The 26119-nt window shown below is 60.0% G+C and carries 24 protein-coding genes; 4 read left to right on the top strand and 20 right to left on the bottom strand.

Annotation, left to right across the window (positions count from 1 at the left end; genetic code table 11):
• Nucleotides 1-27 precede the first annotated feature (27 nt).
• Together gltP and HX783_RS10415 are read left to right on the top strand one after the other, a co-directional pair.
• Nucleotides 28-1359, top strand: coding sequence for a glutamate/aspartate:proton symporter GltP (gene gltP / locus HX783_RS10410; protein WP_159953526.1), 1332 nt, complete (start codon nucleotides 28-30; stop codon nucleotides 1357-1359).
• 98 nt (nucleotides 1360-1457) lie between these two features.
• Nucleotides 1458-2687 (top strand): nucleoside recognition domain-containing protein, encoded by a 1230-nt coding sequence (locus HX783_RS10415; protein WP_177016827.1) that lies wholly within the window; start codon nucleotides 1458-1460, stop codon nucleotides 2685-2687.
• Between the two features lie 103 nt (nucleotides 2688-2790).
• Here HX783_RS10415 and HX783_RS10420 read toward each other — a convergent pair whose 3' ends face one another.
• From HX783_RS10420 to HX783_RS10515, 20 genes are all read right to left on the bottom strand, one after another.
• Nucleotides 2791-3402: an ABC-type transport auxiliary lipoprotein family protein gene (locus tag HX783_RS10420; protein ID WP_177016828.1), complete on the bottom strand. Its 612-nt coding sequence runs from the start codon at nucleotides 3400-3402 to the stop codon at nucleotides 2791-2793.
• Nucleotides 3399-4337, bottom strand: a complete 939-nt coding sequence (locus HX783_RS10425; protein WP_177016829.1) for an MlaD family protein — start codon at nucleotides 4335-4337, stop codon at nucleotides 3399-3401. Before HX783_RS10425 ends, HX783_RS10420 begins: the two co-directional genes overlap by 4 nt.
• Before the next feature lies 1 nt (nucleotide 4338).
• Nucleotides 4339-5142 carry an ABC transporter ATP-binding protein gene (locus HX783_RS10430; RefSeq protein WP_177016830.1) on the bottom strand — a complete coding sequence of 268 codons (804 nt, stop codon included), beginning with the start codon at nucleotides 5140-5142 and terminating at the stop codon, nucleotides 4339-4341.
• Nucleotides 5139-6287, bottom strand: coding sequence for an ABC transporter permease (locus HX783_RS10435; protein WP_159953531.1), 1149 nt, complete (start codon nucleotides 6285-6287; stop codon nucleotides 5139-5141). The genes HX783_RS10430 and HX783_RS10435 overlap by 4 nt, the downstream gene beginning before the upstream one ends.
• A gap of 54 nt (nucleotides 6288-6341) precedes the next feature.
• Nucleotides 6342-7373 carry a DUF5924 family protein gene (locus HX783_RS10440; protein ID WP_177016831.1) on the bottom strand — a complete coding sequence of 344 codons (1032 nt, stop codon included), beginning with the start codon at nucleotides 7371-7373 and terminating at the stop codon, nucleotides 6342-6344.
• Nucleotides 7374-7440: 67 nt separating this feature from the next.
• Complete coding sequence (locus tag HX783_RS10445) at nucleotides 7441-8826, bottom strand: pitrilysin family protein (protein WP_177016832.1); 1386 nt, start codon at nucleotides 8824-8826, stop codon at nucleotides 7441-7443.
• Nucleotides 8827-8883: 57 nt separating this feature from the next.
• Nucleotides 8884-10542 carry a Na/Pi cotransporter family protein gene (locus HX783_RS10450; RefSeq protein ID WP_159953534.1) on the bottom strand — a complete coding sequence of 553 codons (1659 nt, stop codon included), beginning with the start codon at nucleotides 10540-10542 and terminating at the stop codon, nucleotides 8884-8886.
• A gap of 307 nt (nucleotides 10543-10849) precedes the next feature.
• Complete coding sequence (locus HX783_RS10455; RefSeq protein ID WP_017139071.1) at nucleotides 10850-11617, bottom strand: TerC family protein; 768 nt, start codon at nucleotides 11615-11617, stop codon at nucleotides 10850-10852.
• Nucleotides 11618-11682: 65 nt separating this feature from the next.
• On the bottom strand, nucleotides 11683-12990 hold the full coding sequence (locus HX783_RS10460; RefSeq protein WP_159953535.1) for a CitMHS family transporter: 1308 nt from the start codon (nucleotides 12988-12990) through the stop codon (nucleotides 11683-11685).
• 273 nt (nucleotides 12991-13263) lie between these two features.
• Entirely contained in the window at nucleotides 13264-15225 is a 1962-nt protein-coding gene (locus HX783_RS10465; RefSeq protein WP_159953536.1) for a DUF4105 domain-containing protein, read from the bottom strand.
• Nucleotides 15222-15542, bottom strand: a complete 321-nt coding sequence (locus tag HX783_RS10470) for a DUF2388 domain-containing protein (protein ID WP_159953537.1) — start codon at nucleotides 15540-15542, stop codon at nucleotides 15222-15224. The genes HX783_RS10465 and HX783_RS10470 overlap by 4 nt, the downstream gene beginning before the upstream one ends.
• Before the next feature lie 37 nt (nucleotides 15543-15579).
• Entirely contained in the window at nucleotides 15580-15888 is a 309-nt protein-coding gene (locus HX783_RS10475) for a DUF2388 domain-containing protein (protein WP_177016833.1), read from the bottom strand.
• 106 nt (nucleotides 15889-15994) lie between these two features.
• Nucleotides 15995-16315 (bottom strand): DUF2388 domain-containing protein, encoded by a 321-nt coding sequence (locus HX783_RS10480; RefSeq protein ID WP_159953539.1) that lies wholly within the window; start codon nucleotides 16313-16315, stop codon nucleotides 15995-15997.
• Nucleotides 16316-16473: 158 nt separating this feature from the next.
• Nucleotides 16474-16659, bottom strand: coding sequence for a DUF1127 domain-containing protein (locus HX783_RS10485; RefSeq protein WP_159953540.1), 186 nt, complete (start codon nucleotides 16657-16659; stop codon nucleotides 16474-16476).
• A gap of 261 nt (nucleotides 16660-16920) precedes the next feature.
• Nucleotides 16921-17136, bottom strand: coding sequence for a DUF1127 domain-containing protein (locus HX783_RS10490; RefSeq protein WP_003214752.1), 216 nt, complete (start codon nucleotides 17134-17136; stop codon nucleotides 16921-16923).
• A gap of 318 nt (nucleotides 17137-17454) precedes the next feature.
• Complete coding sequence (locus HX783_RS10495; protein WP_177016834.1) at nucleotides 17455-18948, bottom strand: acetyl-CoA hydrolase/transferase family protein; 1494 nt, start codon at nucleotides 18946-18948, stop codon at nucleotides 17455-17457.
• A 253-nt stretch (nucleotides 18949-19201) separates the two neighbouring features.
• Nucleotides 19202-20638 carry an NAD(P)(+) transhydrogenase (Re/Si-specific) subunit beta gene (locus HX783_RS10500; RefSeq protein ID WP_177016835.1) on the bottom strand — a complete coding sequence of 479 codons (1437 nt, stop codon included), beginning with the start codon at nucleotides 20636-20638 and terminating at the stop codon, nucleotides 19202-19204.
• Complete coding sequence (locus HX783_RS10505; protein WP_003170836.1) at nucleotides 20635-20958, bottom strand: NAD(P) transhydrogenase subunit alpha; 324 nt, start codon at nucleotides 20956-20958, stop codon at nucleotides 20635-20637. Before HX783_RS10505 ends, HX783_RS10500 begins: the two co-directional genes overlap by 4 nt.
• A gap of 15 nt (nucleotides 20959-20973) precedes the next feature.
• The gene (locus HX783_RS10510) at nucleotides 20974-22095 is read right to left on the bottom strand and encodes a Re/Si-specific NAD(P)(+) transhydrogenase subunit alpha (RefSeq protein WP_177016836.1); all 1122 of its coding nucleotides are present in this window, start codon (nucleotides 22093-22095) and stop codon (nucleotides 20974-20976) included.
• 452 nt (nucleotides 22096-22547) lie between these two features.
• The gene (locus HX783_RS10515) at nucleotides 22548-23447 is read right to left on the bottom strand and encodes a LysR family transcriptional regulator (protein WP_159953544.1); all 900 of its coding nucleotides are present in this window, start codon (nucleotides 23445-23447) and stop codon (nucleotides 22548-22550) included.
• A gap of 157 nt (nucleotides 23448-23604) precedes the next feature.
• Here HX783_RS10515 and HX783_RS10520 point away from each other — a divergent pair, with 157 nt between their 5' ends.
• Both HX783_RS10520 and HX783_RS10525 read left to right on the top strand, forming a co-directional pair.
• On the top strand, nucleotides 23605-24786 hold the full coding sequence (locus tag HX783_RS10520; RefSeq protein ID WP_159953545.1) for an acyl-CoA dehydrogenase: 1182 nt from the start codon (nucleotides 23605-23607) through the stop codon (nucleotides 24784-24786).
• 12 nt (nucleotides 24787-24798) lie between these two features.
• On the top strand, nucleotides 24799-26019 hold the full coding sequence (locus HX783_RS10525) for a CaiB/BaiF CoA-transferase family protein (RefSeq protein WP_159953546.1): 1221 nt from the start codon (nucleotides 24799-24801) through the stop codon (nucleotides 26017-26019).
• Nucleotides 26020-26119: the final 100 nt, after the last annotated feature.

A 26119-nucleotide genomic window follows, 5' to 3' on the forward strand; every position in this document is an offset into this window, starting at 1 on the left:
AAGTCCACTTGAAGTAAGGGTAATGACATGAAGAAGGCAAAGCTAAGCCTCGCCTGGCAGATCCTCATCGGTTTGGTGCTGGGGATCGCAATCGGTGCAGTGCTCAACCATTTCAGTGCTGAAAAGGCCTGGTGGATCGGCAATGTGTTGCAGCCAGCGGGCGATATCTTTATCCGCCTGATCAAGATGATCGTGATCCCGATTGTGATTTCCTCGCTGATCGTCGGCATCGCCGGTGTAGGTGACGCGAAGAAGCTCGGTCGAATCGGCGTCAAAACCATCCTTTACTTCGAAGTGGTCACCACCATCGCCATCGTGGTCGGCCTGTTGCTCGCCAACCTGTTCCACCCGGGCGCCGGCATCGACATGAGTACCCTGGGTACTGTCGACATCTCCAAGTACACCGCCACTGCCGCCGAAGTGCAGCATGAGCATGCGTTCATCGAAACCATCCTCAACCTGATCCCGTCGAACATCTTCGCTGCCGTCGCCCGTGGCGAAATGCTGCCGATCATCTTCTTCTCGGTGCTGTTCGGCCTGGGCTTGTCGAGCCTCAAGCCTGAACTGCGCGAGCCACTGGTGACCATGTTCCAGGGCGTGTCCGAGAGCATGTTCAAAGTCACCCACATGATCATGAAGTACGCCCCCATCGGCGTATTTGCCCTGATCGCGGTGACGGTCGCCAACTTCGGCTTCGCCTCCTTGTTGCCGCTGGCCAAGCTGGTGATCCTGGTTTACGTGGCGATTCTGTTCTTCGCCTTTGCGGTATTGGGCTTGATCGCGCGCCTGTTCGGCTTCTCGATCCTCAAGCTGATGCGCATCTTCAAGGACGAGCTGGTACTGGCCTACTCCACCGCCAGTTCCGAAACCGTGCTGCCACGTGTGATCGAGAAGATGGAAGCCTACGGCGCGCCGAAGGCCATCTGCAGCTTCGTGGTGCCAACCGGTTACTCGTTCAACCTCGACGGTTCGACCTTGTACCAAAGCATCGCTGCCATCTTTATCGCGCAGCTGTACGGCATCGACTTGTCGATTGGCCAGCAACTGATGCTGGTGCTGACCCTGATGGTCACCTCCAAAGGCATCGCCGGCGTACCGGGCGTGTCCTTCGTGGTGCTGCTGGCCACCTTGGGCAGCGTGGGCATCCCGCTGGAAGGCCTGGCGTTCATCGCCGGTGTCGACCGCATCATGGACATGGCGCGTACCGCCTTGAACGTAATCGGCAACGCCCTGGCCGTACTGGTCATCTCCCGTTGGGAAGGCATGTACGACGACGCCAAGGGCGAGCGTTACTGGAACTCCCTGCCGCACTGGCGCAGCAAGCAAGCGCTGCCGACCGGCGAAACCAGCCGCGGCTGATCGTTGCTGAGTGCCTACACAAACCCCGGAAAAATCCGGGGTTTGTCGTTTCTGCCAGCCCCGCTATCATTCGCCCCATCTTTCGGGGGATTCAACTGATGCTCAATGGCCTGTGGCTTGGCTTCTTTGTCGTGGCAATGGTGTCAGCACTGGCGCAATGGCTGGTTGGCGGTAATGCCGGGATTTTTGCGGCGATGGTGGAAAGCATTTTCGCCATGGCCAAACTGTCGGTGGAAGTGATGGTGCTGCTGTTCGGCACCCTGACCTTATGGCTGGGCTTTTTGCGCATCGCCGAAAAAGCCGGGATCGTCGACTGGCTGGCCAAGGCCCTCGGCCCGCTATTTCGCCGCCTGATGCCCGAAGTGCCGGCCGGCCACCCGGCCATCGGCCTGATCACCCTCAACTTCGCCGCCAACGGCCTGGGCCTGGACAACGCCGCCACGCCCATCGGCCTGAAAGCCATGAAGGCGCTGCAGGAACTCAACCCGACCCCCAACACCGCAAGTAACGCGCAGATTCTGTTCCTGGTGCTCAACGCGTCGTCGCTGACGCTGCTGCCGGTGACGATCTTCATGTACCGCGCCCAGCAAGGTGCCGCCGACCCGACGCTGGTATTCCTGCCGATCCTGTTGGCCACCAGCGCCTCGACCCTGGTGGGTTTGCTTTCGGTAGCGGTGATGCAGCGCCTGCGCCTGTGGGACCCGGTGGTGTTGGCCTACCTGGTTCCCGGCGCGCTGGTGCTGGGTGGTTTCATGGCCTTGTTGGCCACCTTGTCCGCCACGGCGTTGGCCGGCCTGTCTTCGATCCTCGGCAACCTGACGCTGTTCGGCTTGATCATGCTGTTTCTGGTGATCGGCGCGCTGCGCAAGGTCAAGGTCTACGAGGCCTTTGTCGAGGGCGCCAAAGAGGGCTTCGACGTTGCCAGGAACCTGCTGCCGTATCTGGTGGCGATGCTCTGCGCGGTGGGTGTGTTGCGTGCTTCCGGGGCGCTGGACTTCGGCCTCGAAGGCATTCGCCACGTGGTGGCCTGGACCGGCATGGACACGCGGTTTGTCGACGCGCTGCCGACGGCGATGGTCAAGCCGTTCTCCGGCAGTGCCGCGCGGGCGTTGCTGATCGAGACCATGCAAACCAAGGGCGTGGACAGCTTCCCGGCGTTGGTGGCGGCGACGATTCAGGGCAGTACGGAAACCACCTTTTATGTGTTGGCGGTGTACTTTGGGTCGGTGGGGATCCAGCGGGCCAGGCATGCGGTGGGGTGTGCGTTGCTGGCGGAGTTTGCTGGTGTCGTGGCGGCGATTGCTGTTTGCTACTGGTTCTTTGGTTAAGGCTGACACCGCTTTCGCGAGCAAGCCCGCTCCCACATTTGACCGCGTTTATTCTGACGAAATGCGTTCGAATGTGGGAGCGGGCTTGCTCGCGAAGAGGCCCTCAGTGTTTCGAAGCAGCATTGCCCTGCGTCACTACCCAATCCACCACCTGCCTGTTCAACTGATCCCCCGCCTGCCCAAACGCAGCTACCACCGCCGGCACCTTGGTGTCACCAACGGGCTGCCGGACCTCAAACCGCCGGCTGGCGATAATCCGCTGATCACTCCCACGCACCAGTCGCGCATCCAATCGGACCACGACTTCAACGGCACTGCCGTGGTACTCGCTCTGAAACGCCTGCAACTGCCCGCCCAGCTCATAGTCGGCCTGCAAGTTGGTCTCGTCGGTGCTCAGCAACGTCACTCGCCCATCGCGTTGGAAGCCGTCCATAAACCGATTGCGCAGCAACACCGGCGTCGGGTCGCTCCAGCGCGCGTTCGCATAGCTGCTGATCAGGTCGCCATTGGGCACCACGGCAATGCGTGGGCTGTCGAGGAATTCGCTGCTCTGCGGTTTGCTTACGCGCAACGACCAGCTTACCGGTGTGCCTTGGGTGGTCGTTTGCGCCGAAGCCAGGCGGTACACGTCCGACGGGTCGGGTTTGGGCAGGATCGAGCACGCGCTGATCAGCGCCAGCGCCACAGGGGCAATCAGTTGGTAAGCACGCTTCATGGCGTGAACTCCTTGTTCTTGTCGCTGCCCAGCAGGTAACCGCTGGGGTTGGCTTCCAGGCGGCGGGAGATGGCGCGCAGCGAACCCAGGGTTTCGCGCAGTTCGCGCACGGCCGGCGCCAGTTCGTTGAGGCCTTGCATGCCGCTGCTCACCGAGTCCTTGTTGTTGGTCAGCAAGGTGTTGATGGTCGCGGTGCTTTGCTCCAGTGATTTCATCGCCTGCTCAGCACTGCCGAAGGCCTGCTTGCCTTGGTCGTTGAGCAAGCCATTGGCGTTGCGCATCAGCACGGTGGTTTGCTCCAGCGCCGCGCTGGCCTGTTTGCTCACTTGCATCAACTGTTGCATCACCACCTTGATATCGCCGCGTTGGTCGGCGATGGCGCCGGTGGTTTGTTGCAGGTTGTCCAGGGTATTGCTCAGGCGTTCGACGTTCTCGCGGGAGAACATATGGTTGGCGTTATGCAGCAGCAGGTTAATGCTGGTCATCAAGTCGTTGCTGTTATTCAGCAAGCGCGCGATGGGCGATGGCGAGGCGATGATTTCCGGCAGGTTGCCGTCCTTGCCCTTGAGCTCGGGGCTTTTCGGTGTGCCGCCGCTGAGCTGGATGATCGAGGTGCCGGTGATGCCGGTCAGTGCCAGCTTGGCCTGGGTGTCTTCCTTGATCGGCGTTTGCCCCGCCAGCCGGATGCGTGCGAGTACCCGGCGCGGGTCATTGGGGTCCAGGCGCAGGCTGATCACGTCGCCCACCTTGATCCCGCTGTACTGCACCGAGCTGCCTTGGGACAGGCCGCTGACCGCCTCGTTGAACACCACTTCATAATCCTGGAAGGCGCTGTCGATGCTGGACTTGGCCAGCCATAGCCCAAACAGCATCGCGCCGACTACCACGATCACGCTGAACAGACCGATCATCACATGATGGGCTCGGGTTTCCATGTCATACCTCGTTGAGCGATTGAGCGGCATCCAATGCCGCGCGGCCGCGGGGGCCGTGGAAATATTCGTGAATCCAGGCGTCGTCCGTTTCCGAGACGACATCAATGGCATCGGCCACCAGCACTTTCTTCTGCGCCAGCACCGCCACGCGGTCGGTGATGGTGTAGAGCGTGTCGAGGTCGTGGGTGACCAGGAACACGCTCAGGCCCAGCGCATCGCGCAAGGTCAGGATCAGTTGGTCAAATTGCGCCGCGCCAATCGGGTCGAGGCCGGCGGTGGGTTCGTCGAGAAACAGAATGTCCGGGTCCAGCGCCAATGCCCGCGCCAGGGCGGCGCGCTTGATCATGCCGCCGGACAGCGACGCCGGGTATTTATCCGCCGCCGACAGGGGCAGCCCGGCCAGCGCGAGTTTGACCGCCGCCAGGTGCTCGGCATCGCGGCGGCTAAGGCCGGCGTGTTCGATCAATGGCAGGGCAACGTTTTCGGTGACGGTCAGCGAGGAAAACAGCGCGCCCTTCTGGAACAGCACACCAAAGCGACGTTCCACCAGCGAGCGTTCATGCTCCGAGAGGTTCGGCAGGTTTTTGCCGAATACCCGTACTTCGCCTTCGCGGGGCCGGCGCAGGCCAACGATGCTGCGCAACAGCACCGATTTGCCGCTGCCGGAGCCGCCGACCACCGCCAGGATCTCGCCTTTATACAAATCCAGGTCGAGGTTCTCGTGCACGCTCTGGCTGCCAAAGCGGTTGCACAGCCCGCGCACTTCGATCACCGCCTCAGTGGGCGCACGGTGTAGACGACTCACCAGCCCATCTCCATAAAGAACAACGCCGCGACCGCATCCAGCACGATCACCACAAAGATCGATTGCACCACGCTGGAGGTGGTGTGGGCGCCGACCGACTCGGCGCTGCCGCTGACCTTGAAGCCTTCAAGGCAGCCGATCGCGGCAATCAGGAAGGCGAAGATCGGGGCTTTCACCATGCCCACCAGGAAATGTTGCACGCCGATGTCCGATTGCAGCAGCGAGAGAAACATCGCCGGCGAAATATCCAGCGCCACGGCGCAAACCACGCCGCCGCCGACAATGCCCGAGAGCATCGCCAGGAAGGTCAGCATCGGCAGCGACACCAGCAGCGCCATCACGCGTGGCAGCACCAGCAGCTCCATCGGGTCCAGGCCCAGGGTGCGGATGGCGTCGATTTCTTCGTTGGCCTTCATCGAGCCGATTTGTGCGGTGAAGGCACTGGCGGTGCGGCCGGCGATCAGGATCGCGGTGAGCAATACGCCAAATTCACGTAGGAAAGAGAACGCCACCAGGTCCACGGTAAAAATGGTCGCGCCGAAACTCTTGAGCACCGTGGCACCGAGAAACGCTACCACGGCGCCGACCAGGAAGGTCAGCAGCGCCACGATGGGCGCAGCGTCGAGGCCGGTTTGTTCGATATGCGCGACCATCGGCGTGAGGCGCCAGCGCTTGGGGCGGAAAATGCCACGGGCGAAGGTTTCGAGGATCAGGCCAATAAAACCGAGCAGCTTCTTGCTGTCCTGCCAAACTGTGTCCACCGCGCGGCCGATACGCGCGAGCACCTGAATGCCCGCGGCTTCTTCCGGCGCTTTGTCCGGCACACAAAAGTCATTCAGGGAGCGGTAGACGGTCTTGAGCAGCGCGCGGTCGGCGGCGGACAGGCTGCAATCGGTCTGCTCGGCGGATTGCTCGATGCGTTCCGGGCCCAACAGCTCAACCAGCAGCGAAGCACCGGCCGTGTCCAGGGCGCCGAGGCCGTTGAGGTCGATGCGTGCGCCGGCGTCGTATTGGCCGTCGAGCGTGTCCGACAGCTTTTTCAGGTTTGCGTAGTGGGCAAGCGTCCAGTCTCCCGTAATCCTCAGTAATGGGGGAACGGAAGAGGTATCGAGGTGGGCAGCGCCGGCCGTAGTACGGGTGGTCATAAGCTCCGAGCTTGTTTGGCTATCCAGAATTCCTACGTAATAGCACGATACGGCTTACTTTGGCGTGTCCGTTTGTGCTGTGTCAGTGACTTTGAAGCGCAGCACACCGATGACCTGGCCGTCTTCCGTCAGCACGCGTACTTGCCAGCGGCCGACCGCATCGGCCGGGAAGTTCTGCTTGTGGGTCCAGGCGCGGTAGCCTTCCTTGCGCCCGCCGTGGATATCCAGGGCGATGCGGTCGACTTCTTTGCCGTTGAATTTCCACACGTGGTAAATCCGTTCATCCAGCCCGCGCGGCGCGTTGATCGCGGTGTAGGCGTACAGCCCGCCGCTGCGCAGTTGGGCGGCAGTGACTTCCTTGAGGTCGTCGCCCGGCGTGCGGTCTTGCAGCTGGGTGCTGATCGCCACTTCGGTCATCCACAACGTGGCGGGCGGCACCCAACTGCGCAGGAACCAGCCGGCGCAGCCAATCGCGGCGGTCACCCCCAGCAGCATCGCCCAGCCCTTGATGCTGCGCAGCGGCAGGCTCACGGCCAGGCTCGGGATCGACAGCACCATGGCCACGCCGAGGGCCAACTTGTAACTCTCGGCGGTAGTCAGGTGCAGGATGATTGGCAGCGCAGTGAGCAGCGCGGCGAACAAGGTCAGTGTGTGCAGCGCCAGGAACAGCGAACGTTTCGGCGCCAGCCACTTGTAGTACAGCGGGTCGGTGATCGACACCAGCGCCGCCGCGCCGAGTAAACCGGTGAACACCGATTGGCCGCTGTTCCAGGCGGTGGTGACAAAAAAGAACGGCAACACAAAGAACAGACTTTCCTGGTGGATCATCTGGGTGGCGTAGCGCAGCAGCGGCTCTGGGATTTCGCGGTTGAAGACTTTGGTGAATAGCCGGGTAAAGCTGTTTTCCAGCATCAGCCACAGCCAGCTCACCAGCATGATCACCGCGATCCAGCTGGCCATGCCTTGCTGGCGGTCCACCAGGATGAAGCTGCACACACCCGAAATAAAACCGCCGAGCGCGATCACCCCAGGGTAGCGCTTGATCAGTACGAGAATGCGCTGGATGAGAGGCGGCAGGTTTGTCATGGGCGGTTCACAGTGTGTGTAGGAAAAAGCCGAGACAGAATAACGTCTTAGCCCTGTGTTCGGTGTGTCATTGCGCGATCCGTTTGCGATAAAGCCGCAGGCCGCCAAACACAATGGCGATCAGCCCGAGTAGGCCGGCGCCGAGCCAGGTCAGGCTGTCGTAGCTCAGCAGTGGTTTTTCAATGCGCCAATAGCCCGGCTGGTCGAACACCTGGCGCATGGCCTGGTTGGCCTGTTTCAGGCTAACGGCCTTGATGCGTTTGACCGGGTCGCTGAAATGGCCATCGGCGTAATCGCCGGCGGCACTCCAGTAATAATCGGCCAGCGCGCTGTTACCTTGCACGGCCCAGGCTTGGCGCGCGATGGCGGCTTGTTGCAGGCGGGCGAAGGTGGCCGCGTCGAGGCCGTCCTTGAGCAGTTGCGCCTTGAGGTCCTGCAATACCTGTTCGGCTTCGGGCAGGTTGTCTCGCTCAAGGTCGGCATTCAGGCTCAGGAAACCGACGCCGCCGAGCACTTCGCGCTCGCTCCACGGGCCGTAGGACAAACCGTGCTTGAGGCGCAGTTGGCGATAGAGCGCCCAGTCGAGGTAGTCCTTGAGCAGGTCGTAGGTTTCATCATGCTGGTCGTCCAGCACCGGCTCGGGGAACAGCCAGTGCAGCTTGGCGCTGTCACCGACCCAGCCGTGAATCAGGTCGCGATGGCTGGCGGCGGCGTGCTGGATTTCCGGCAGCGGCAGATGCTCGCTCGGCTCGACCGGGTCGAGTTGGCCATAGGTGCGTTCCAGGTAAGCCGGCAGCAGCTTGTCGAGGTCGCCAACGATGATCAGGGTCATGTTGTTGGGCGCGTACCAGTTTTTGCGCAGCGTCTCCAACTGCTCGCGGGTCAGGTGGTCGGCCTCGGCGCGTTCGGCGCACTTGAGCCCCAGTTCCACGGCCAACTGGTTGCTGGCGGTGTGGCCCAGGTCCTGACGGTCGAGCAGGCGTTGCAGGTGCGAGTAATGGCCGCCGTCTTCGCGTTCGACCACCTGTTTGGCGGCTTGGATGTTGGCGTCGGTCAGCTCGGTGCGGGTGATGATCGCCAGCAGCAGGTCGAGCACCTTGCGCTGATTTTGTGCGGGCGCTTCGATCACAAAGGTGGTGTCGGCGTTGCTGGTGTAGGCGTTCCACTCGCCGCCCAAGGCTTGCATGCGGTCTTCGAGGTCGCCTTCACCGCCGCCGTCGATGCCACTGAACAGCAAGTGTTCGAGCAAGTGCGGCAGTTCTTTCTCTTCGCAAGGGAAGTCGTCCAGGCCGACGCCTACCACCAGGCGGATGGCCACATGCCCGCGCTCGGTGCCGGGTTTGAGCAGCAGTTGCAGGCCGTTGGGCAGGGTGTAGCCCTCGACTTGCAGGCGGTCAAAGGCAAAGGCGTGTGCAGAGCCCATAAGCAGGCAGGCGAATAACAGGCGACGCATAACAGCTTCCTGGCGAGTGAGGTCCATTGTTAACTGACTTCACTCGCCGTCGTACGTTCAGGGTGAATGGGTGATGTCGGCAATATCTTCGGCTGAGAGTGCGCCGGTGTCGGAGGTTTCCAACACCACATAGGCGCTGCTGCAGAACAGCGAGTTGAGGCGTTTCATGTCGGCAATCAGCTCCAGGTGCAGGGAGCTGGTTTCCAGGCTCTGCACGATCTTGCGCTGCAGGCGGCTGACGTGGGCGTGGGCCAGACGGCGCTCCTGGGCGCGGAAGCGACGCTTCTCGCGCAGCAACTGGCGGGCGCTTTCCGGGTCGGCACTGAGGAACACCGACAGGCCCAGACGCAGATTGGCAATCAGTTGGGTATGCAGGCCGGCCAGCTCTTCCAGGCCGACTTCAGAGAACTGGCGGCGCTGCGAGGTTTTCTGCTGCTGGACCTTGCGCAGCATGCGCTCGATCAGGTCGCCGGCCAGTTTCAGGTTGATCGACAACTCGATGATCTCGGCCCAGCGGCGGCTGTCCTGTTCACTGAGGTCTTCGCGCGGCATTTGCGCCAGGTAAAGTTTGATCGCGCTGTACAGGGCTTCGACGTCATCACTGAGGCTGCGCATTTCCTGGGTGATAGCGGTTTGCTTGCCGCGCAGCACTTCGAGCATGGCGGTGAGCATGTTGTCGATCAGGTCACCCAGGCGCAGGGTTTCGCGGGCGGCATTGGCCAAGGCCAGGCTTGGAGTGGCGAGGGCGGCGAGGTCGAGGTGGCGAGGTTTGGCTTTGCCATTGGTCTCGGCCTGTTCCGGCAGCAACCAGGCGCACAGGCGTGCCATCGGGCCGATGGTCGGCAGCAGGATCAGGCAGCGGCTGACGTTGTAGAGCAGGTGGAAGGTAATCACCATGCCTTGGGCGCTGTAGTCCAAACCGTCCATCCAGCCGACCAGAGGGTCGAGCACCGGAATGATCAGCAGCAAGCCAATCAGCTTGTACAGCAAGCTGCCCAGCGCCACTTGCCGACCTGCTGCGTTCTGCATGCTGGTGCTGAGGAAGGCCAGCACGCCACTGCCGATATTGGCGCCGATCACTAGGCCGATGGCTACGTGCAGGCCGATCACACCCGCGCCGGCCAGGGTTGCGGTGAGCAGCACGGCGGCCAGGCTGGAATAGGAAATCATGGCGAAGAGTGCGCCGACCAAGGCATCCAGCAAGATGTCGCCGGTCAGCGAGGCGAACAGCACTTTCACGCCTTGGGCATGGGTAATCGGCCCGGCGGCTTCGACGATCAGTTGCAATGCCAGAATGATCAGGCCCAGGCCGATGCCGACGCGGCCCATCTGCCCTGCCCGCGTCTGTTTGCGCGACAGGAAGAAGATGACGCCGAGGAAGATCAGCAGTGGCGACAGCCAGGACAAGTCAAACGTCAGCACCCGCGCCATCAACGCCGTACCGACGTCGGCACCGAGCATGGTCGCCAGGGCGGGCATCAGCCCCATCAGGCCCTGGCCGACAAACGAGGTAACCAGCATCGCCGTGGCGTTACTGCTCTGCACCATGGCCGTCACCAGGATACCGGCGACAAATGCCAGCCAGCGCTTGGACATGTTCTGCCCGATGACTTGGCGCAAGTTGGAACCGTAGACCCGCAAGATGCCGGTACGGACGATGTGCGTGCCCCAGATAAGCAGGGTCACGGCGGAAAGCAGATTGAGCAAGGTCAGCATGCTCGGCCCCCCGTGTGGGTTAGCTCAAAGAAGAGCAAATAAGAATTGCCGCGTGCCGCTCTACGTCTTGTACTTAAGCTGTAGTTGGCGATCGGGCTGCACGCCAGCATCGCATAGCTAAAGTCGGGTTTGAAATAAAACTGTCATGAAATCATGAAGATCGTTCCCACGCTCTGCGTGGAAATGAACCCCGTGACGCTCTGCGTCGCATAGAGGGCGGACGCGGAGCGTCCGTAGTCGACATTCCCACGCGAAGCGCGGGAACGATCAAGGGGCTCGAAAGCCCCTTGTCAGCAGCGGGTCAAGGTTATTGACCCGGAATGTCCTTGCGCAGTTTCACAGGATCCTGCTGTTTCTTCTTTTTCGCGATGGCGGTGCGCATCTTGATGTTGACCGCTTCCACTGCCAGCGAGAACGCCATGGCGAAGTAGACGTAGCCTTTTGGCACGTGCACGTCGAAGGATTCAGCGATCAGCACCGTACCCACCACCAGCAGGAACGACAGCGCGAGCATTTTCAGCGACGGGTGCTTGTCGATGAATTCGCTGATGGTGCCGGCAGCCAGCATCATCACCAGTACCGCAACCACAATCGCCGCCACCATGACCGGTACGTGGGAGACCATACCGACCGCGGTGATCACCGAGTCCAGGGAGAACACGATGTCGATGATCGCGATCTGGATGATGGTGTAGATGAATTTGCCACCCTTGCCGCCGGGCTCGTCGTGGGTTTCGTCTTCACCTTCCAGCGCGTGGTACATCTCCTGGGAGCTTTTCCACAGCAGGAACAGGCCACCGAAGAACAGGATCAGGTCGCGACCGGAAATGCCTTGGCCGAAGACCACAAACAGGTCGGCGGTCAGTTGCATGACCCAGGTGATCGACAGCAGCAACAGGATTCGCGTGACCATGGCCAGGGCCAGGCCGAAGATCCGGGTGCGCGCCTGCATATGCTTGGGCATGCGGCTGACCAGGATCGAAATCATGATGATGTTATCGATGCCCAGGACGATCTCGAGGGCCGTCAGGGTGAAGAAGGCAATCCAGATTTCCGGATTGGTCAGCCATTCCATGTGTATTCCTTTGAGCAAATGTTAAACCGCGCAAGCTGCAGCGCCGCGCGGTTGGGTGGATACGATTATAGAGTGCTGAACAGCGGAAAAATCCCCATCAGCAAAGCGGCGAACATTATGCACAGGCACACCAGCACTGCCCACTTGAGGGTAAAACGTTGGTGATCGCCAAATTCGATACCGGCCAGGGCGACCAGCAGGTAGGTGGAGGGCACCAGCGGGCTGAGCAAGTGTACGGGCTGGCCGACGATGGACGCACGCGCCATTTCCACGGCGGTGATGCCGTAGTGGCTGGCCGCCTCGGCAAGTACGGGCAGTACGCCGTAGTAGAACGCATCGTTGGACATGAAGAAGGTAAACGGCATGCTCACCAGCGCGGTGATCACAGCCAGGTAAGGGCCGAGCGCATCCGGGATAACCGCCAGCAGGCTCTTGGACATGGCATCGACCATGCCGGTGCCCGAGAGGATGCCGGTGAAAATGCCCGCAGCGAAAATCAGGCCAGTCACCGCCAGTACGCTGCCGGCGTGGGCGGCGACGCGGTCTTTCTGCATTTGCAGGCATGGGTAGTTGACGATCATCGCGATACTGAACGCCACCATGAACAGCACCGGCAGCGGCAACAGGCCGGCGATCAGGGTGCACATCAGGGCGAAAGTCAGCGCGCCGTTGAACCAGATCAGCTTTGGACGGCGGGCGTCCGGGAATTGCGACACGCTGATCTCGCTGTGGTCGATTTCATCACCTTGCAGGTGCAGTTCACCGAGGCGCGCACGTTCACGTTTGCCGTACATGTAGGCGATCACCAGGATCGCCACCACGCCGACGGCCATGGCCGGGATCATCGGTACGAAAATGTCCGAGGGATCCACATGCAATGCACTGGCGGCGCGGGCGGTCGGGCCGCCCCACGGGGTCATGTTCATCACACCACCGGCGAGGATGATCAGGCCGGCCATGATCCGTGGGCTCATACCAATGCGCTTGTACAGCGGCAGCATGGCGGCGACGCAGATCATGTAGGTGGTGGCTCCGTCACCGTCGAGGGACACAACCAGGGCCAGTACCGCGGTGCCCACCGACACTTTCAGCGGGTCGCCCTTGACCATCTTGAGGATCTTGCGCACAGCCGGGTCAAACAGGCCGGAGTCGATCATCAAGGCAAAATAGAGGATAGCGAACATCAGCATCACGCCGGTCGGCGCGAGCTTGGTGATGCCCTCGAGCATCATCGGGCCGATCTTCGGTGCGAAACCGCCGAACAGCGCGAACAGGATAGGCACGATGATCAGGGCGATCAGCGCAGACAGGCGCTTGGTCATGATCAGGAACATGAACGTGATGACCATGGCAAAGCCAAGGAAAGTCAGCATAGGAATACTCCAGGCGTGGCGCGGCTAGGGAATGGCGAACCGGGTTGGGGTCAGCGCAGTACGAAAGGCACGTAGCGTACGGGTGGAGTTGGGGCGAAGAGGCAAGGACGGGCGGACATCAGGAATCACCATTGTTGTTGTTAACAGCCGGTCTGTTGCCGGCAGTGGGGCGATCCTAGACGGGGAAGCTTTCAGCCAGCTTTCGCTGCGTAACCGGATGATGAGAGGTTTTTCCTCTTTTTTTGTAGGATAGGTCAGCGTGCGTGTGGCGAATCAGGGAATTTCCAAGCCGCCCGCGGCTTTATGCAGCGCTCTCAGATGCTCGCCGACCTGCTTGAGGTTGGCTTCGCAGGCGGCAATCTCGGCGGCGCGAGAAGGCTCCAGCAGCACCCTCACCTCTTTATCCAGATCGCCGGTCAAGGATTGCAGCTGCTTCTGGCGTTCGGCGCTTTCCGATTCCAGGCGTTTGGACTCCGAGGGTTGCGGCAGGCCGTAGCCGCCACTGCCGAGCAGTTCCGCCGGGCGGCTGAGGAAGCCGCTGTTGGCGAGGATCTGTTGCAGCGTTTTATTGGCTTTTTCCATGCCGCCGTTTTTCAGCTCGCGGGCACCGAGGTAGCGTTGCTTGACTTCGTCCTGTGCCAGCATCAGCTGTCTGCGATAGCTCGCCTGTTCCAGCAGCAACAGTGCGGCGCTGGTGCGCAGGTCGGCCTGGCTGAACCATTGGCGGCGTTCTTCTGCGCTGAGGGACAGCCAGTCTTCGACTTGGGTCTGTTTGATCGGCAAGTGTTTGCGCAGCACGTCGAACATCGCCTGGTAACGCTCGCGGAACGAGTCGAAGTGATAACCCAGGCGCAATGCTTCACGTTTGTCGTTGAGTACGCTGGTGTCGGCCAGGCCGCGGGCGCTGAGCACTTCCAGCAAGCCGTTGGGGGTGATGTTGTCCAGGCCGGTCAGTTGCGGGTTGGCGCTGCCACTGCGTAGTAGCTTCAGGCTCTCGACCGCGCAGTTGTTGGAAATGAAAAAGTAGTTGCCGTCGTAGCTCCAGTGCATTTCGGCGGCATGCTCGACGGTGTCTTCTATTTCCTGGCGCGTCAGCTTCAGCGGAACGGACGCCAGCCCGCGCAGTTCGGTCTTGGTGTATTCGTCGATCACCTGGGCCAGTGGTAATACAAACAGCCGCGACGGGTATTTGCCGACCAGTCCATCCCAGCTCGACAACTGCACGTCACTGACGAAGGCGCGGTAGGACAGCACCAGGTGTTGGTCCAAATCCAGCCGACAATCCGGCCCGCGCGGGCGGCCGGGTGCACAGATCACCAGGCGCAACATGCTGTGACCCCAGCGGCTGACCAGGTTCTGGTTGGCTTCGGCCAGCAAGTAGTCGATTTCATACACCCGCTCAGGGTCGACCTGGCCCAGCGGCGTCTTGGCGAAATCGTTGCCGGCATTCAGGAAGGCGTAGGTTTTGGCGCAGGTGTCTTGCTCGGGCGGCGCCCAGCCGAAGTGCTCCTTGTAATAGCGGAACAGCGCGGGGCGGCGGCAGGCGTAGCTCGGGTCGAGGAGAAAGTATTCCATGTTGACCGCCACGAATTCCAGCGGGCTGGTGGTTTCGTAGATGTCCGGGCTGCGGGCGACCTGATGGTTGTGCTGTTCACGTTCGCCGCGACGGCCGACGTATTGCGGCCAGCCGGCAAGGTCCAGCAGGCGCGGGTCGTCACTTAAGGTAAAGCGGCGGTCATTCTGGCCACGGCATTGGTCGGGCAGGCCGATCAGGCCGGTGATGTTGTTCTGACGGCTGCACCGCTGGATCAGTGTGCGATCTTCTTTGGACCACAGGCGCGCACGGTCATAAATGTGAGTCAGTTCATGCAGCACGGTGGCGAGCATTTCGCGGCGCACGGTGCCGTGGGGGCGGTTGGTTTTCTGGGTGGCGGCGCTGCCGTCGGTCAGGCTGTCGAGCAGGTTTTGGTTGAGGTCCAGTTCGGACACCAAGGAGGCCTGACCATAGGCGTTTTCAGGCATTTTGTCGGTCCAGCCGACATCAATGCGCCGGTCCAGCTGCTCGATAAAGCGCGGCGGCAAGGCGCGCATCGCTTCATCAAGCAATGCCTGGCTGGCCTGCTGTTGGGCCGGGCTCAAGCCATCGGTCTTGAGCCGCAGTTGCAGGCTGGCCTGGGCTGCGCCTGCACAGAGCAGCACAGTCCCGGCCAATAGCCAGGCGACCAGGCGCCTCACAGAGCGAGAATAGCTTCGGCGAGGGTCTGGTCACTGGCATCGCGGGCTTCCGGCACGCGGGTTCGCAGCGTATTGAACGCTGCTTCCAACTGCGCACCGCGGATTTCGCCATGGGTGGCGACGAAGCTGGCGGCGTCATCGTGGGCTTCGCGCACGACTTTGGAATCGCGGATGGATGTGGTGGTGTCCGAGGTGAAATCAATGGTGCGGGCCGAGGCGCGAACGATGATGTTACTGGTGGCCTTCAACGTTTGCGCGTGGGCGACATCGGCCAACAACAGCAGGCCGAGAGCGGCGGCGATCAGCGGGCTACGCATGGAGTAACTCCAAAACAAAGATAGAAAACACAGATGATTATTGGACGAGAATTGCTTGCGCCAGTTCAAGGTCGCTTGCATGAAGTTTTGGCTGGGTGCGGCGCAGATAATCCAGCGCGGATTCCAGCCTGGCGCCCCGCAATTGGCCGTCAGTGGCGATAAAAGCGGCAGCGTCATCCTGGGCAGCCACTACCAACTTTCTGTCAAAGGGCGCAGAGGTCACCTTGCTGGTGGCATACGCGCTTATCACAGTGCTCTGCGTGGTCACATCAAAGGCCGAAGCCATTGGCGACCAGCAAGCGGAAAACAACACGGGAACAATTAACAGGCGGTATGAAAAAGCCATGGGACTCGACAACTGAAAGCGAGCGCCAAGGCTAGCGCAATGCCCGGGCGAGAGCCAGCGCTGACATATTTGGTAGCGGCTGGCGCTCTCTACGGCTAGCTACTTATCAGATGGCCAGAATCGCTTGGGCCAACTGTGCGTCAGTGGCGGTGTTCAGTTGCGGTGCTTGTTGACGGATCTGAGCCAAGGCGCTTTCCAGCTTCACCCCGCGGATAGCGCCTTCACTGGCGACAAAGCTGGCGGCATCGTCACGAGCTGCCCGCACGACTTTGTTGTCACGCAGCGAGGACGTGGCATCCGAAGTGGCATCGGAGGTGGCTTTCAGCGCGCCGACGATTGAGTCGGTGGTGACGATGAGGCTGCTCGCGTGGGCATTGGCGGCCACTGCCAACAGGGCGGCGGCACTCAGCAGGCGAAGACGGGACATGGAATCACTCCTGTAGATGAACGAATAAAGCGGCGCAAAGCGGCCACTGTGAAACCGACATTGTTGCGATTGAGCATCAGACGTCGGTTCTACAAGGTTCGCCACGTGATGACTGGATCTTAAGCTGCCGTTTGTCCGTTCGGAAGTCTCCTGGCGGTCTAATCACGCCAGAACGGTTTGGACAGCTCGGCCATTCGGTCGCCTTGGCTGATGCCGGCATCGGACAATTCACGCGGGTCGAGTTGAGCCAGTTGGTGCCGCTCGTGGGTTTGGCGCGCCCATCTGGCTAATGCGTGGGCAGTGCGAAGGATCAGTCGTTTAGCAGACGAGGTTTGCGTGTTCATGGCAAGGGCCTTCCATGGGTGTGGAGCTCCATGTTGGGCGTCTCGCCTCTACCGATACAGATACACCAAAGCTAAATTGTACCGCTTAACTGTTGTATTTTATTAACTGTACTGGTCGCTGCGAACCGCTTCTGTTTACCCTTGGAAAAGACCAAATGCCGGAAACAACAAAGCCCGCCTCCGGTTTCCCGGGGCGGGCTTTGCTTTGACAAATCAGGGTGCTGGCTGTGGACCCGACGGGTCAGGGCCAGCGGGCGCCAATTAGCGCCAGAACGGCTTGCTCAGCTCTTCGTAGCGTTGAGCTTCGCTGATACCGGCGTCAGCCAGCAGACGCGAATCCAGACGAGCCAGTTGGTGGCGGCTGGAGATGCGGCGCTGCCACAACATCAGGTTGGCGAGAACGCGCAAAGGCAGAGAAGCCTGGGTGTTTACAGCTTTTTCTTCAAAGAACAGATCGGAACTGAGTGTACGTTCCATGATGACATCCTTCCGCTTGTGGCGGGATTAGGTAGTGGTTTAACTGATGCCAATGATCCTCCTCCGACGCAAGACTCTCTAGATACAGTTCACTTGTATTGTGAGGGGCCAGTTAACTGTTTATAGCGGCTGTACTGTACGGAAATGGGGCAACTGTACCTGTCTGCACTGAAACAGGGCGAAATAGGCAAATTCGTAGATGGTTGTGGGAAGTTTCGGTAGGAAATCACCGGTACAGCAGTACAGTTTTTTACAGAAATGCCATTGGCACTGCCGGGCTGATGCAACTGTGTTTGCATCAGCCCGAATCTGTATCAATCAAGCCTTGAGCATATGCCCGGTTTCTTCCAGGTTAATGTGCCAACTCAGTGCTTCGCGCAGGATATGCGGGGTGTGCCCGCCGATGGCGCAGGCAGCGTTGAAGTAACTGTTCAGGGCGTCGCGGTACGCCGGGTGTACGCAGTTGTCGATGATCACCCGGGCTCGTTCCCGTGGCGCCAGGCCGCGCAGGTCGGCAAGGCCCACTTCGGTCACCAGGATGTCGACGTCGTGCTCTGTGTGGTCCACATGACTGACCATCGGCACTACGCTGGAAATCGCGCCGCCTTTGGCAATCGATTTGGTAACAAAGATCGCCAGGTGCGCATTGCGCGCGAAATCCCCTGAGCCGCCAATGCCGTTCATCATCCGCGTGCCGCAGACGTGGGTGGAGTTGACGTTGCCGTAGATGTCGAATTCCAGCGCGGTATTGATGCCGATAATGCCCAGGCGCCGCACCACTTCAGGGTGGTTGGAGATTTCCTGCGGGCGCAGTACCAGTTTGTCCTTGTAGTGTTCCAAATTGCCGAACACGTCGGCATTGCGCCGTTCAGACAAGGTAATCGAGCTGCCCGAGGCGAAGCTCAGCTTGCCCGCGTCGATCAGGTCGAACGTCGAATCCTGCAACACTTCCGAATACATGGTCAGGTCTTCGAACGGCGATTCGATCAGGCCACACATCACCGCGTTGGCGATGTTGCCGATACCGGCCTGCAGCGGGCCGAGTTTGTTGGTCATGCGCCCGGCGTCCACTTCCTGCTTGAGGAAGTTGATCAGGTGGTTGGCGATGTCTTGGGTGTCGGCGTCCGGTGGCGTCACGGTCGAGGCGGAATCGGCCTGGTTGGTGATCACGATGGCGACAATCTTTTCCGGCGGGATCGGAATGGCGGTGCTGCCAATGCGGTCGTCGACTTTTACCAGCGGGATCGGTGTGCGAGTCGGCCGGTAGGTCGGGATATAGATGTCGTGCAGCCCTTCCAGGTTAGGGTTGTGCGCGAGGTTGATCTCGACGATCACTTGCTTGGCAAAAATCGCAAAGCTGGCCGAGTTGCCCACTGAGGTGGTCGGCACGATATGGCCTTGCTCGGTGATTGCGACGGCTTCGATTACCGCAATGTCCGGCAGCTTGAGCTGGTTGTTGCGCAGTTGCTCAACGGTTTCCGACAGATGCTGGTCGATAAACATCACTTCGCCGGCGTTGATTGCCTTGCGCAGGGTACTGTCCACTTGGAAGGGCATGCGTCGGGACAGCACGCCGGCTTCGGTCAGTTGCTTGTCCAGGTCATTGCCCAGGCTGGCGCCTGTCATCAGGGTGATTTTCAGCGGGGATGTCTTGGCGCGTTCGGCCAGGGCGTGTGGGACGGCCTTGGCTTCACCGGCGCGGGTGAAGCCGCTCATGCCGACGGTCATGCCGTCCTCGATCAGTGCTGCGGCATCTGCCGCGCTCATGACCTTGTTCAACAACGAAGGCAAGCGGATACGATCACGGTACATGGATTGTTATCTCGGGCTACGGAAGCAAGGTGGGCAGTTTAGTGATTTCAAAAAATTTCGGCCCGCTACCATGGTCGAATGCCGGGCAGCGATTTAGAGCCTTTGGTCGGGTTTCAGGCGTGTGCAGAGCGGGACGCAGAGCATCCCGGGATGCTTTGCCACGCAGAGCATGGGAACGATCAGCATGGGAACGATCATAAAAAAACCCCAGCCTACGGGAGGCCAGGGTTTAGGGTATTGCGCTGGCGCAGTTTTATTCGACGGCTTTGACCATATCTTCGATGACCTTCTTGGCATCACCGAAGACCATCATGGTCTTGTCCAGGTAGAACAATTCGTTGTCCAGGCCCGCATAGCCGCTGGCCATCGAGCGCTTGTTGACGATGATGGTCTTGGCTTTGAATGCCTCCAGGATCGGCATGCCGGCAATCGGCGAGTTCGGGTCGTTCTTGGCGGCCGGGTTGACCACGTCGTTCGCGCCCAACACCAGCACCACGTCGGCCTGGCCGAACTCTGAGTTGATGTCTTCCATCTCGAACACCTGGTCGTAAGGCACTTCGGCCTCAGCCAGCAGCACGTTCATGTGGCCTGGCATGCGCCCCGCTACCGGATGGATCGCATACTTCACGGTTACGCCACGGTGGGTCAGCTTTTCGGTCAGCTCTTTAAGCGCATGTTGCGCGCGCGCCACTGCCAAGCCATAGCCCGGCACGATGATCACGGTGTCGGCATTGGTCAGCAGGAAGGTGGCATCGTCGGCAGAGCCGGACTTCACCGGGCGTGCTTCTTTTGAGCCAGCCGGGCCGGCTGCGTCCGCCGTGTTACCGAAACCGCCGAGCAGCACATTAAAGAAGGAACGGTTCATCGCTTTGCACATGATGTACGAGAGGATCGCACCGCTGGAGCCCACCAGGGAGCCGGCGATGATCAGCATCGAGTTGTTGAGCGAGAAGCCGATGCCTGCTGCTGCCCAGCCGGAATAGCTGTTGAGCATCGACACGACGACCGGCATGTCGGCGCCGCCGATCGGGATGATGATCAGCACGCCGAGCACGAACGCCAAGGCCAGCATCAATGCGAAGGCACTGAGGTTGCCGGTGAACATGAACGTCAGGCCCAGACCTAGAGTCAGCAGGCCTAATACCAGATTCAGTTTGTGCTGGCCGCCGAACTGTACCGGTGCGCCCTGGAACAGGCGGAACTTGTACTTGCCTGACAGCTTGCCGAAGGCAATCACCGAACCGGAGAAGGTAATAGCACCAATGGCGGCGCCGAGGAACAACTCCAAACGGTTGCCGGCGGGGATCGAGTCGCCCAGGTGTTTGACGATGCCCAGGGATTGCGGCTCGACCACAGCGGCGATGGCAATAAATACTGCAGCCAGGCCGATCATGCTGTGCATGAACGCCACCAGCTCGGGCATTTTGGTCATTTCCACGCGCTTGGCCATGATCGAACCAGCAGTGCCGCCGATCAGTAGGCCAACAATCACGTAGCCAATACCGGCAGTCGCAAGTTCAGCACCAAGTTTATAGATGAGGCCCACAGTGGTCAGCACCGCCAGCGCCATGCCGAGCATGCCGAACAGGTTGCCGCGTCGCGATGTAGTTGGGTGCGACAGGCCTTTGAGGGCCTGGATAAAGCAGATCGACGCGATCAGGTAGAGCGTCGTGACCAGATTCATGCTCATGACGATGGCGCCTCTTCTTTTACTTTCGGGGCTTTCTTCTTGAACATTTCGAGCATCCTGCGTGTGACCAGGAAGCCACCGAACACGTTGACTGCAGCGAGCGCCACGGCCAGGGTGCCCATGGTTTTACCCAGCGGTGTAACGGTGAGCGCTGCGGCGAGCATGGCGCCGACGATCACAATTGCGGAGATCGCGTTGGTCACCGCCATCAACGGCGTGTGCAGCGCGGGGGTTACGTTCCAGACCACGTGGTAACCGACATAAATCGCCAGCACAAAGATGATCAGGTTGTAGATACCGGGGGAGATAAGCTCTTCCATCGTCTGAATCCCTGCTTAGGCGTTTTTGCGGATGACTTGGCCGTCGCGGCACATCAGGCACGCGGCGACGATGTCGTCTTCGAGGTTGATTTCAAACTGCCCTTCCTTGGTGAAGACCAGCTTCAGGAAGTCCAGCAGGTTGCGCGCATATAAAGCCGAAGCATCGGCGGCTACGGCGCCGGCCAGGTTGGTCGGGCCACAGATGGTCACGCCGTTTTCCACCACGACTTGGTCGGCGACAGTCAGCGGGCAGTTGCCACCTTGAGCGGCGGCGAGGTCAATGACCACCGAGCCTGGTTTCATTTGTGCGACGGTCTCGGCACTGAGCAGAGTCGGCGCCTTGCGGCCCGGGATCAGCGCGGTGGTGATGACGATGTCGGCTTGCTTGGCACGTTCGTGTACGGCCAGGGCCTGGCGCTGCATCCAGCTTGAAGGCATAGGGCGAGCGTAACCGCCGACACCGACGGCGCATTCGCGCTCTTCATCGGTTTCGTAGGGCACATCGACGAACTTGGCACCGAGGGATTCGATCTGCTCTTTAACGGCAGGGCGCACGTCAGACGCTTCGATCACTGCACCCAGGCGTTTCGCCGTGGCGATGGCCTGCAAGCCGGCAACGCCTGCGCCGAGAATCAGCACGCGGGCGGCTTTTACAGTGCCGGCAGCGGTCATCAGCATCGGCATGAAGCGCGGGTAGTGATGAGCCGCCAGCAACACGGCTTTGTAACCCGCGATGTTGGCCTGCGACGACAGTACGTCGAGACTTTGGGCCCGTGAAGTGCGCGGCGCCGCTTCGAGCGCGAAGGCAGTGATGCCACGCTCGGCCAGCCTGGCAATGGTTTCGTTGCTGAACGGATTGAGCATGCCCACCAACACGGTGCCGCTGTTGATCAGCGCCAGTTCGCTGTCGCTGGGGGCAACCACCTTGAGAATCAGCTCGGCACCAAACGCATCGCTGGCGCTGCCAATGGTTGCGCCTGCCGTTTCATAGGCACTGTCGACGACGCTGGCGTTAATACCGGCGCCACTTTGAACAGTGACCTTATGGCCCTGGCCGATCAGCTTCTTGATGGTTTCCGGGGTGGCAGCCACCCGCGTTTCACCGGTCTGGGTTTCGAGAGGAACACCAATGTGCACGTCAAATCTCCTGCATGATCTTTTTGCTTTTGATCTTTTTGTAAAAAGGCCAGTGCACCGTGAGTGGCGCAGCTGGGGCGGCCGATCAGCACGATCCCGCTGAAATGACAGCGGGGCGCGGCATTTTGCAGGCGAACTTTACGGCCTTCAAGGGATTATGACGGGTGACGAAAAATTAACTACAAGTCACCCTGTGACTGATTGTCGCAATGCACTCAAATAACCTCTTTAAATACATGTGTTTAAAGGGGTGCAGGCGGTTTTCGTATTATTTCCAATCGTCGGTGTGAATAGTCGGCTATTGGCCGGTCATTGTCGCTACAAGCCCTATGAATCATGGCTTTAAGCCTTATTTTATGTGGATGGGTACAGTCTGCTTAAATGCGACATATACGTACATCTGTAGGATTCATATTTAATTGACTACAAAGTCAGTAAGTGGGGTTTGGCCTTTAAACACTTGGGTTGTAGCGCTGTGACTGGTCAATCAGCCAATCCCGGAATGCGTGCAGCGACGCAGATTCGACTTTTCGTTCGGGAATCATCAGGTAATAAGCCTTGGAGCTACTGAGTGCTTCGGGGCTCGCGATTACCAATTGGCGCTCTCCCAGCTCACGCTGGATGAGGAATGGCGGAATGAGCGCAACACCCATGTCATGCATGGCGGCCTGGGACAACATCGAGAATAGCTCGTAACGAGGGCCTGTCATGTCGCGGGGTATGTTCAGTTGTTGCGCGTTGAACCATTGGCGCCACGCGTAAGGCCGGGTGGTTTGCTGCAGCAGCGGTAGTTCCGCGATTTCCTGGGGGCTGAAGTGGGTGCGGTTGCCCAGTAACCGTGGGCTGCACACCGGGACCGGGTCTTCTCCCATCAGCCGATGGGATTCGGTGCCGGACCAGTCAGCATCGCCAAAGTAGATCGCGGCATCGAATTCGGTATCGGCGAACAGAAAGGGGCGCGTGCGGTTGGTGAGGTTGACGGTCACTTCCGGATGTTGGCGTTGGAAATCTTTGAGGCGCGGGATCAGCCATTGGGTGCCGAAGGTTGGCACCACGGCGAGCTCGATGACGTTAGCACCCTGCTGCCCCATAACTGAAAGGGTGTCGCGCTCCACTGCGTCCAATTGCATGGCGACCCGGCGGCTATAAGACAGCCCTGCTTCGGTCAGTTTTACCCCGCGTCGGGAGCGCCGAAACAGCTCGACACTTAAAAACTCCTCAAGGCTGGCGATCTGTCGACAGATGGCGCCCTGGGTGATGGAAAGCTCATGTGCGGCCTTGGTAAAGCTCTCGTGGCGGGCTGCGGCTTCAAAACTGACCAGGGCGGTCGTGCTGGGAATTTTTCTGCGCATGTACGTTGTACTCACTTATAAAGCGCATCTGCGCCCTTATCAGTCATTTCGAAGTGAGAAATTAGCACAACCCTATGCGGAAACCTCGTTTGCCCTCTGCTCCTGCCCGACCTAGGCTGCATCCACGACTTCTGATTTTTTCCGCGAGGACTTATTCATGGCTGGCAAGGCAAGCTTCAACTGGATCGATCCACTGCTGCTGGATCAACAGCTCACCGAAGAAGAGCGCATGGTGCGCGACAGTGCTGAGCAATTCGCCCGGGACAAGCTGGCGCCGCGTGTGCTTGAGGCCTTCCGCCATGAAAAGACTGACCCGGCGATTTTCCGCGAGATGGGCGAAACCGGCCTGTTGGGCGCGATGATCCCCGAGGAGTACGGTGGCAGTGGTTTGAACTACGTCAGCTATGGGTTGATCGCCCGTGAGGTCGAGCGTGTCGACTCCGGCTATCGCTCGATGATGAGTGTGCAGTCATCTCTGGTCATGGTGCCTATCAATGAATTTGGCACCGAGGCGCAAAAGCAGAAGTACCTGCCAAAGTTGGCCTCTGGTGAATGGATCGGCTGCTTTGGTCTGACTGAGCCTAACCACGGCTCGGACCCGGGCGCGATGATTACGCGAGCACGTAAGGTGGAGGGTGGCTACAGCCTGACTGGGGCCAAGATGTGGATCACCAATAGCCCGATCGCGGATGTGTTTGTTGTTTGGGGCAAGGACGATGCGGGCGACATCCGTGGTTTTGTCCTGGAGAAAGGCTGGAAAGGTCTGAGTGCGCCGGCGATCCACGGCAAGGTCGGCCTGCGGGCGTCCATCACCGGTGAAATCGTTATGGATAACGTGTTCGTCCCGGAAGAAAACATCTTCCCGGATGTGCGTGGCTTGAAAGGGCCCTTCACCTGCCTTAACTCAGCGCGGTATGGCATCTCCTGGGGGGCGCTGGGTGCTGCGGAGTTCTGCTGGCACACCGCTCGCCAGTACACGCTGGATCGTCATCAGTTCGGGCGTCCATTGGCAGCCACGCAGCTGATCCAGAAGAAACTTGCCGATATGCAGACCGAGATCACGATGGCCTTGCAAGGCTGCCTGCGCTTGGGGCGTATGAAAGATGAGGGCACGGCGGCGGTTGAGATTACTTCGATCATGAAGCGCAATTCGTGCGGCAAGTCCCTGGATATCGCACGTATGGCGCGGGACATGCTGGGTGGCAACGGTATTTCCGATGAGTTCGGGGTGGCGCGCCACTTGGTCAACCTGGAGGTGGTTAACACCTATGAAGGGACTCATGACGTGCACGCCTTGATTCTCGGGCGCGCGCAAACCGGTCTTCAGGCGTTCTATTAATAGGAGCACGGCATGGGTGCGCTTTCACATCTGCGGGTACTGGACTTATCCAGAGTGCTGGCGGGCCCTTGGTCCGGGCAGATCCTGGCGGACCTTGGGGCTGAGGTGATCAAGGTCGAGCGGCCAGGTAACGGCGATGACACGCGTGCGTGGGGGCCGCCGTTCCTTAAGGACGCGTATGGCGAGAACACCAGTGAAGCGGCGTATTACCTGTCGGCCAACCGTAATAAGGAGTCGGTGACCATCGACTTCACGCGACCAGAGGGTCAGAAGCTGGTGCGTGACTTGGCGGCCAAGTCCGACATCCTGATCGAGAACTTCAAGGTGGGCGGTCTTGCGGCGTATGGGCTGGACTATGAGTCGCTGAAGGAGATCAATCCGGAGTTGATCTATTGCTCGATCACGGGCTTTGGCCAGACGGGGCCTTATGCGACGCGCGCGGGCTATGACTTCATGATCCAGGGCTTGGGCGGTCTTATGAGCCTGACCGGTCGGCCAGAAGGTGATGACGGGGCCGGGCCGGTCAAGGTTGGCGTAGCGCTGACGGACATCCTTACGGGTCTGTACTCGACCGTGGCGATCCTGGCGGCGCTGGCTCACCGGGACCATGACGGTGGCGGGCAGCATATTGATATGGCGCTGCTGGATGTACAGGTAGCGTGCCTGGCTAATCAGGCGATGAATTACCTGACGACGGGTGTGGCGCCAAAGCGCCTCGGTAATGCTCACCCGAATATTGTGCCCTACCAGGATTTCCCTACTGCCGATGGCGACTTCATCCTGACTGTGGGCAATGACGGGCAGTTTCGTAAGTTCGCCGAGGTGGCTGGGCAGCCGCAGTGGGCGGATGATCCGCGCTTTGCGACTAATAAGGTGCGGGTGGCTAACCGTGCGCAATTGATTCCGCTGATTCGCCAAGCCACGGTTTTCAAGACGACGGCTGAGTGGGTGTCGCAGTTGGAGCAAGTGGGTGTGCCTTGCGGGCCCATCAATGACCTGGCGCAGGTGTTTGCCGACCCGCAAGTCAAGGCGCGTGGATTGGCTATGGCGCTGCCTCATGCGTTGGCGGGGATGGTGCCTCAGGTGGCCAGCCCCATACGGCTGTCCAAGACGCCTGTGGAATACCGTAGTGCGCCTCCTCTATTAGGTGAGCACACAGTACAGGTGCTGCAGAGTGTGCTGGGGTTGGGGGCGGCGAACCTGGCGGCATTAAAGGAAGCGGGCGTTATTTGAGCCTGCCCTTCTATATAGTCAGTGTGTAGGCGGTTATAGGTTGTTTTTTAATCAATCCTAACTAATTGATAGAAAAGCAAAATTAAGGGTTGACGGCAGA

The sequence above is a fragment of the Pseudomonas sp. D2002 genome, assembly GCF_013385735.1.
In the GTDB taxonomy this organism is placed as follows: Bacteria; Pseudomonadota; Gammaproteobacteria; order Pseudomonadales; family Pseudomonadaceae; genus Aquipseudomonas.

What these genes read in the sequence shown, in the direction of transcription:
- HX783_RS10470 (WP_159953537.1), bottom strand. Translation starts at nt 15,542, where the DNA reads ATGCGTAGCCCGCTGATCGCCGCCGCTCTCGGCCTGCTGTTGTTGGCC.
- HX783_RS10495 (WP_177016834.1), bottom strand. Translation starts at nt 18,948, where the DNA reads ATGTACCGTGATCGTATCCGCTTGCCTTCGTTGTTGAACAAGGTCATG.
- HX783_RS10475 (WP_177016833.1), bottom strand. Translation starts at nt 15,888, where the DNA reads ATGGCTTTTTCATACCGCCTGTTAATTGTTCCCGTGTTGTTTTCCGCT.
- HX783_RS10520 (WP_159953545.1), top strand. Translation starts at nt 23,605, where the DNA reads ATGGCTGGCAAGGCAAGCTTCAACTGGATCGATCCACTGCTGCTGGAT.
- HX783_RS10415 (WP_177016827.1), top strand. Translation starts at nt 1,458, where the DNA reads ATGCTCAATGGCCTGTGGCTTGGCTTCTTTGTCGTGGCAATGGTGTCA.
- HX783_RS10460 (WP_159953535.1), bottom strand. Translation starts at nt 12,990, where the DNA reads ATGCTGACTTTCCTTGGCTTTGCCATGGTCATCACGTTCATGTTCCTG.
- HX783_RS10435 (WP_159953531.1), bottom strand. Translation starts at nt 6,287, where the DNA reads ATGACCACCCGTACTACGGCCGGCGCTGCCCACCTCGATACCTCTTCC.
- HX783_RS10525 (WP_159953546.1), top strand. Translation starts at nt 24,799, where the DNA reads ATGGGTGCGCTTTCACATCTGCGGGTACTGGACTTATCCAGAGTGCTG.
- HX783_RS10445 (WP_177016832.1), bottom strand. Translation starts at nt 8,826, where the DNA reads ATGCGTCGCCTGTTATTCGCCTGCCTGCTTATGGGCTCTGCACACGCC.
- HX783_RS10485 (WP_159953540.1), bottom strand. Translation starts at nt 16,659, where the DNA reads ATGAACACGCAAACCTCGTCTGCTAAACGACTGATCCTTCGCACTGCC.
- HX783_RS10505 (WP_003170836.1), bottom strand. Translation starts at nt 20,958, where the DNA reads ATGGAAGAGCTTATCTCCCCCGGTATCTACAACCTGATCATCTTTGTG.
- HX783_RS10455 (WP_017139071.1), bottom strand. Translation starts at nt 11,617, where the DNA reads ATGGAATGGCTGACCAATCCGGAAATCTGGATTGCCTTCTTCACCCTG.
- HX783_RS10450 (WP_159953534.1), bottom strand. Translation starts at nt 10,542, where the DNA reads ATGCTGACCTTGCTCAATCTGCTTTCCGCCGTGACCCTGCTTATCTGG.
- HX783_RS10440 (WP_177016831.1), bottom strand. Translation starts at nt 7,373, where the DNA reads ATGACAAACCTGCCGCCTCTCATCCAGCGCATTCTCGTACTGATCAAG.
- HX783_RS10515 (WP_159953544.1), bottom strand. Translation starts at nt 23,447, where the DNA reads ATGCGCAGAAAAATTCCCAGCACGACCGCCCTGGTCAGTTTTGAAGCC.
- HX783_RS10425 (WP_177016829.1), bottom strand. Translation starts at nt 4,337, where the DNA reads ATGGAAACCCGAGCCCATCATGTGATGATCGGTCTGTTCAGCGTGATC.
- HX783_RS10420 (WP_177016828.1), bottom strand. Translation starts at nt 3,402, where the DNA reads ATGAAGCGTGCTTACCAACTGATTGCCCCTGTGGCGCTGGCGCTGATC.
- HX783_RS10480 (WP_159953539.1), bottom strand. Translation starts at nt 16,315, where the DNA reads ATGTCCCGTCTTCGCCTGCTGAGTGCCGCCGCCCTGTTGGCAGTGGCC.
- HX783_RS10490 (WP_003214752.1), bottom strand. Translation starts at nt 17,136, where the DNA reads ATGGAACGTACACTCAGTTCCGATCTGTTCTTTGAAGAAAAAGCTGTA.
- HX783_RS10500 (WP_177016835.1), bottom strand. Translation starts at nt 20,638, where the DNA reads ATGAGCATGAATCTGGTCACGACGCTCTACCTGATCGCGTCGATCTGC.
- gltP (WP_159953526.1), top strand. Translation starts at nt 28, where the DNA reads ATGAAGAAGGCAAAGCTAAGCCTCGCCTGGCAGATCCTCATCGGTTTG.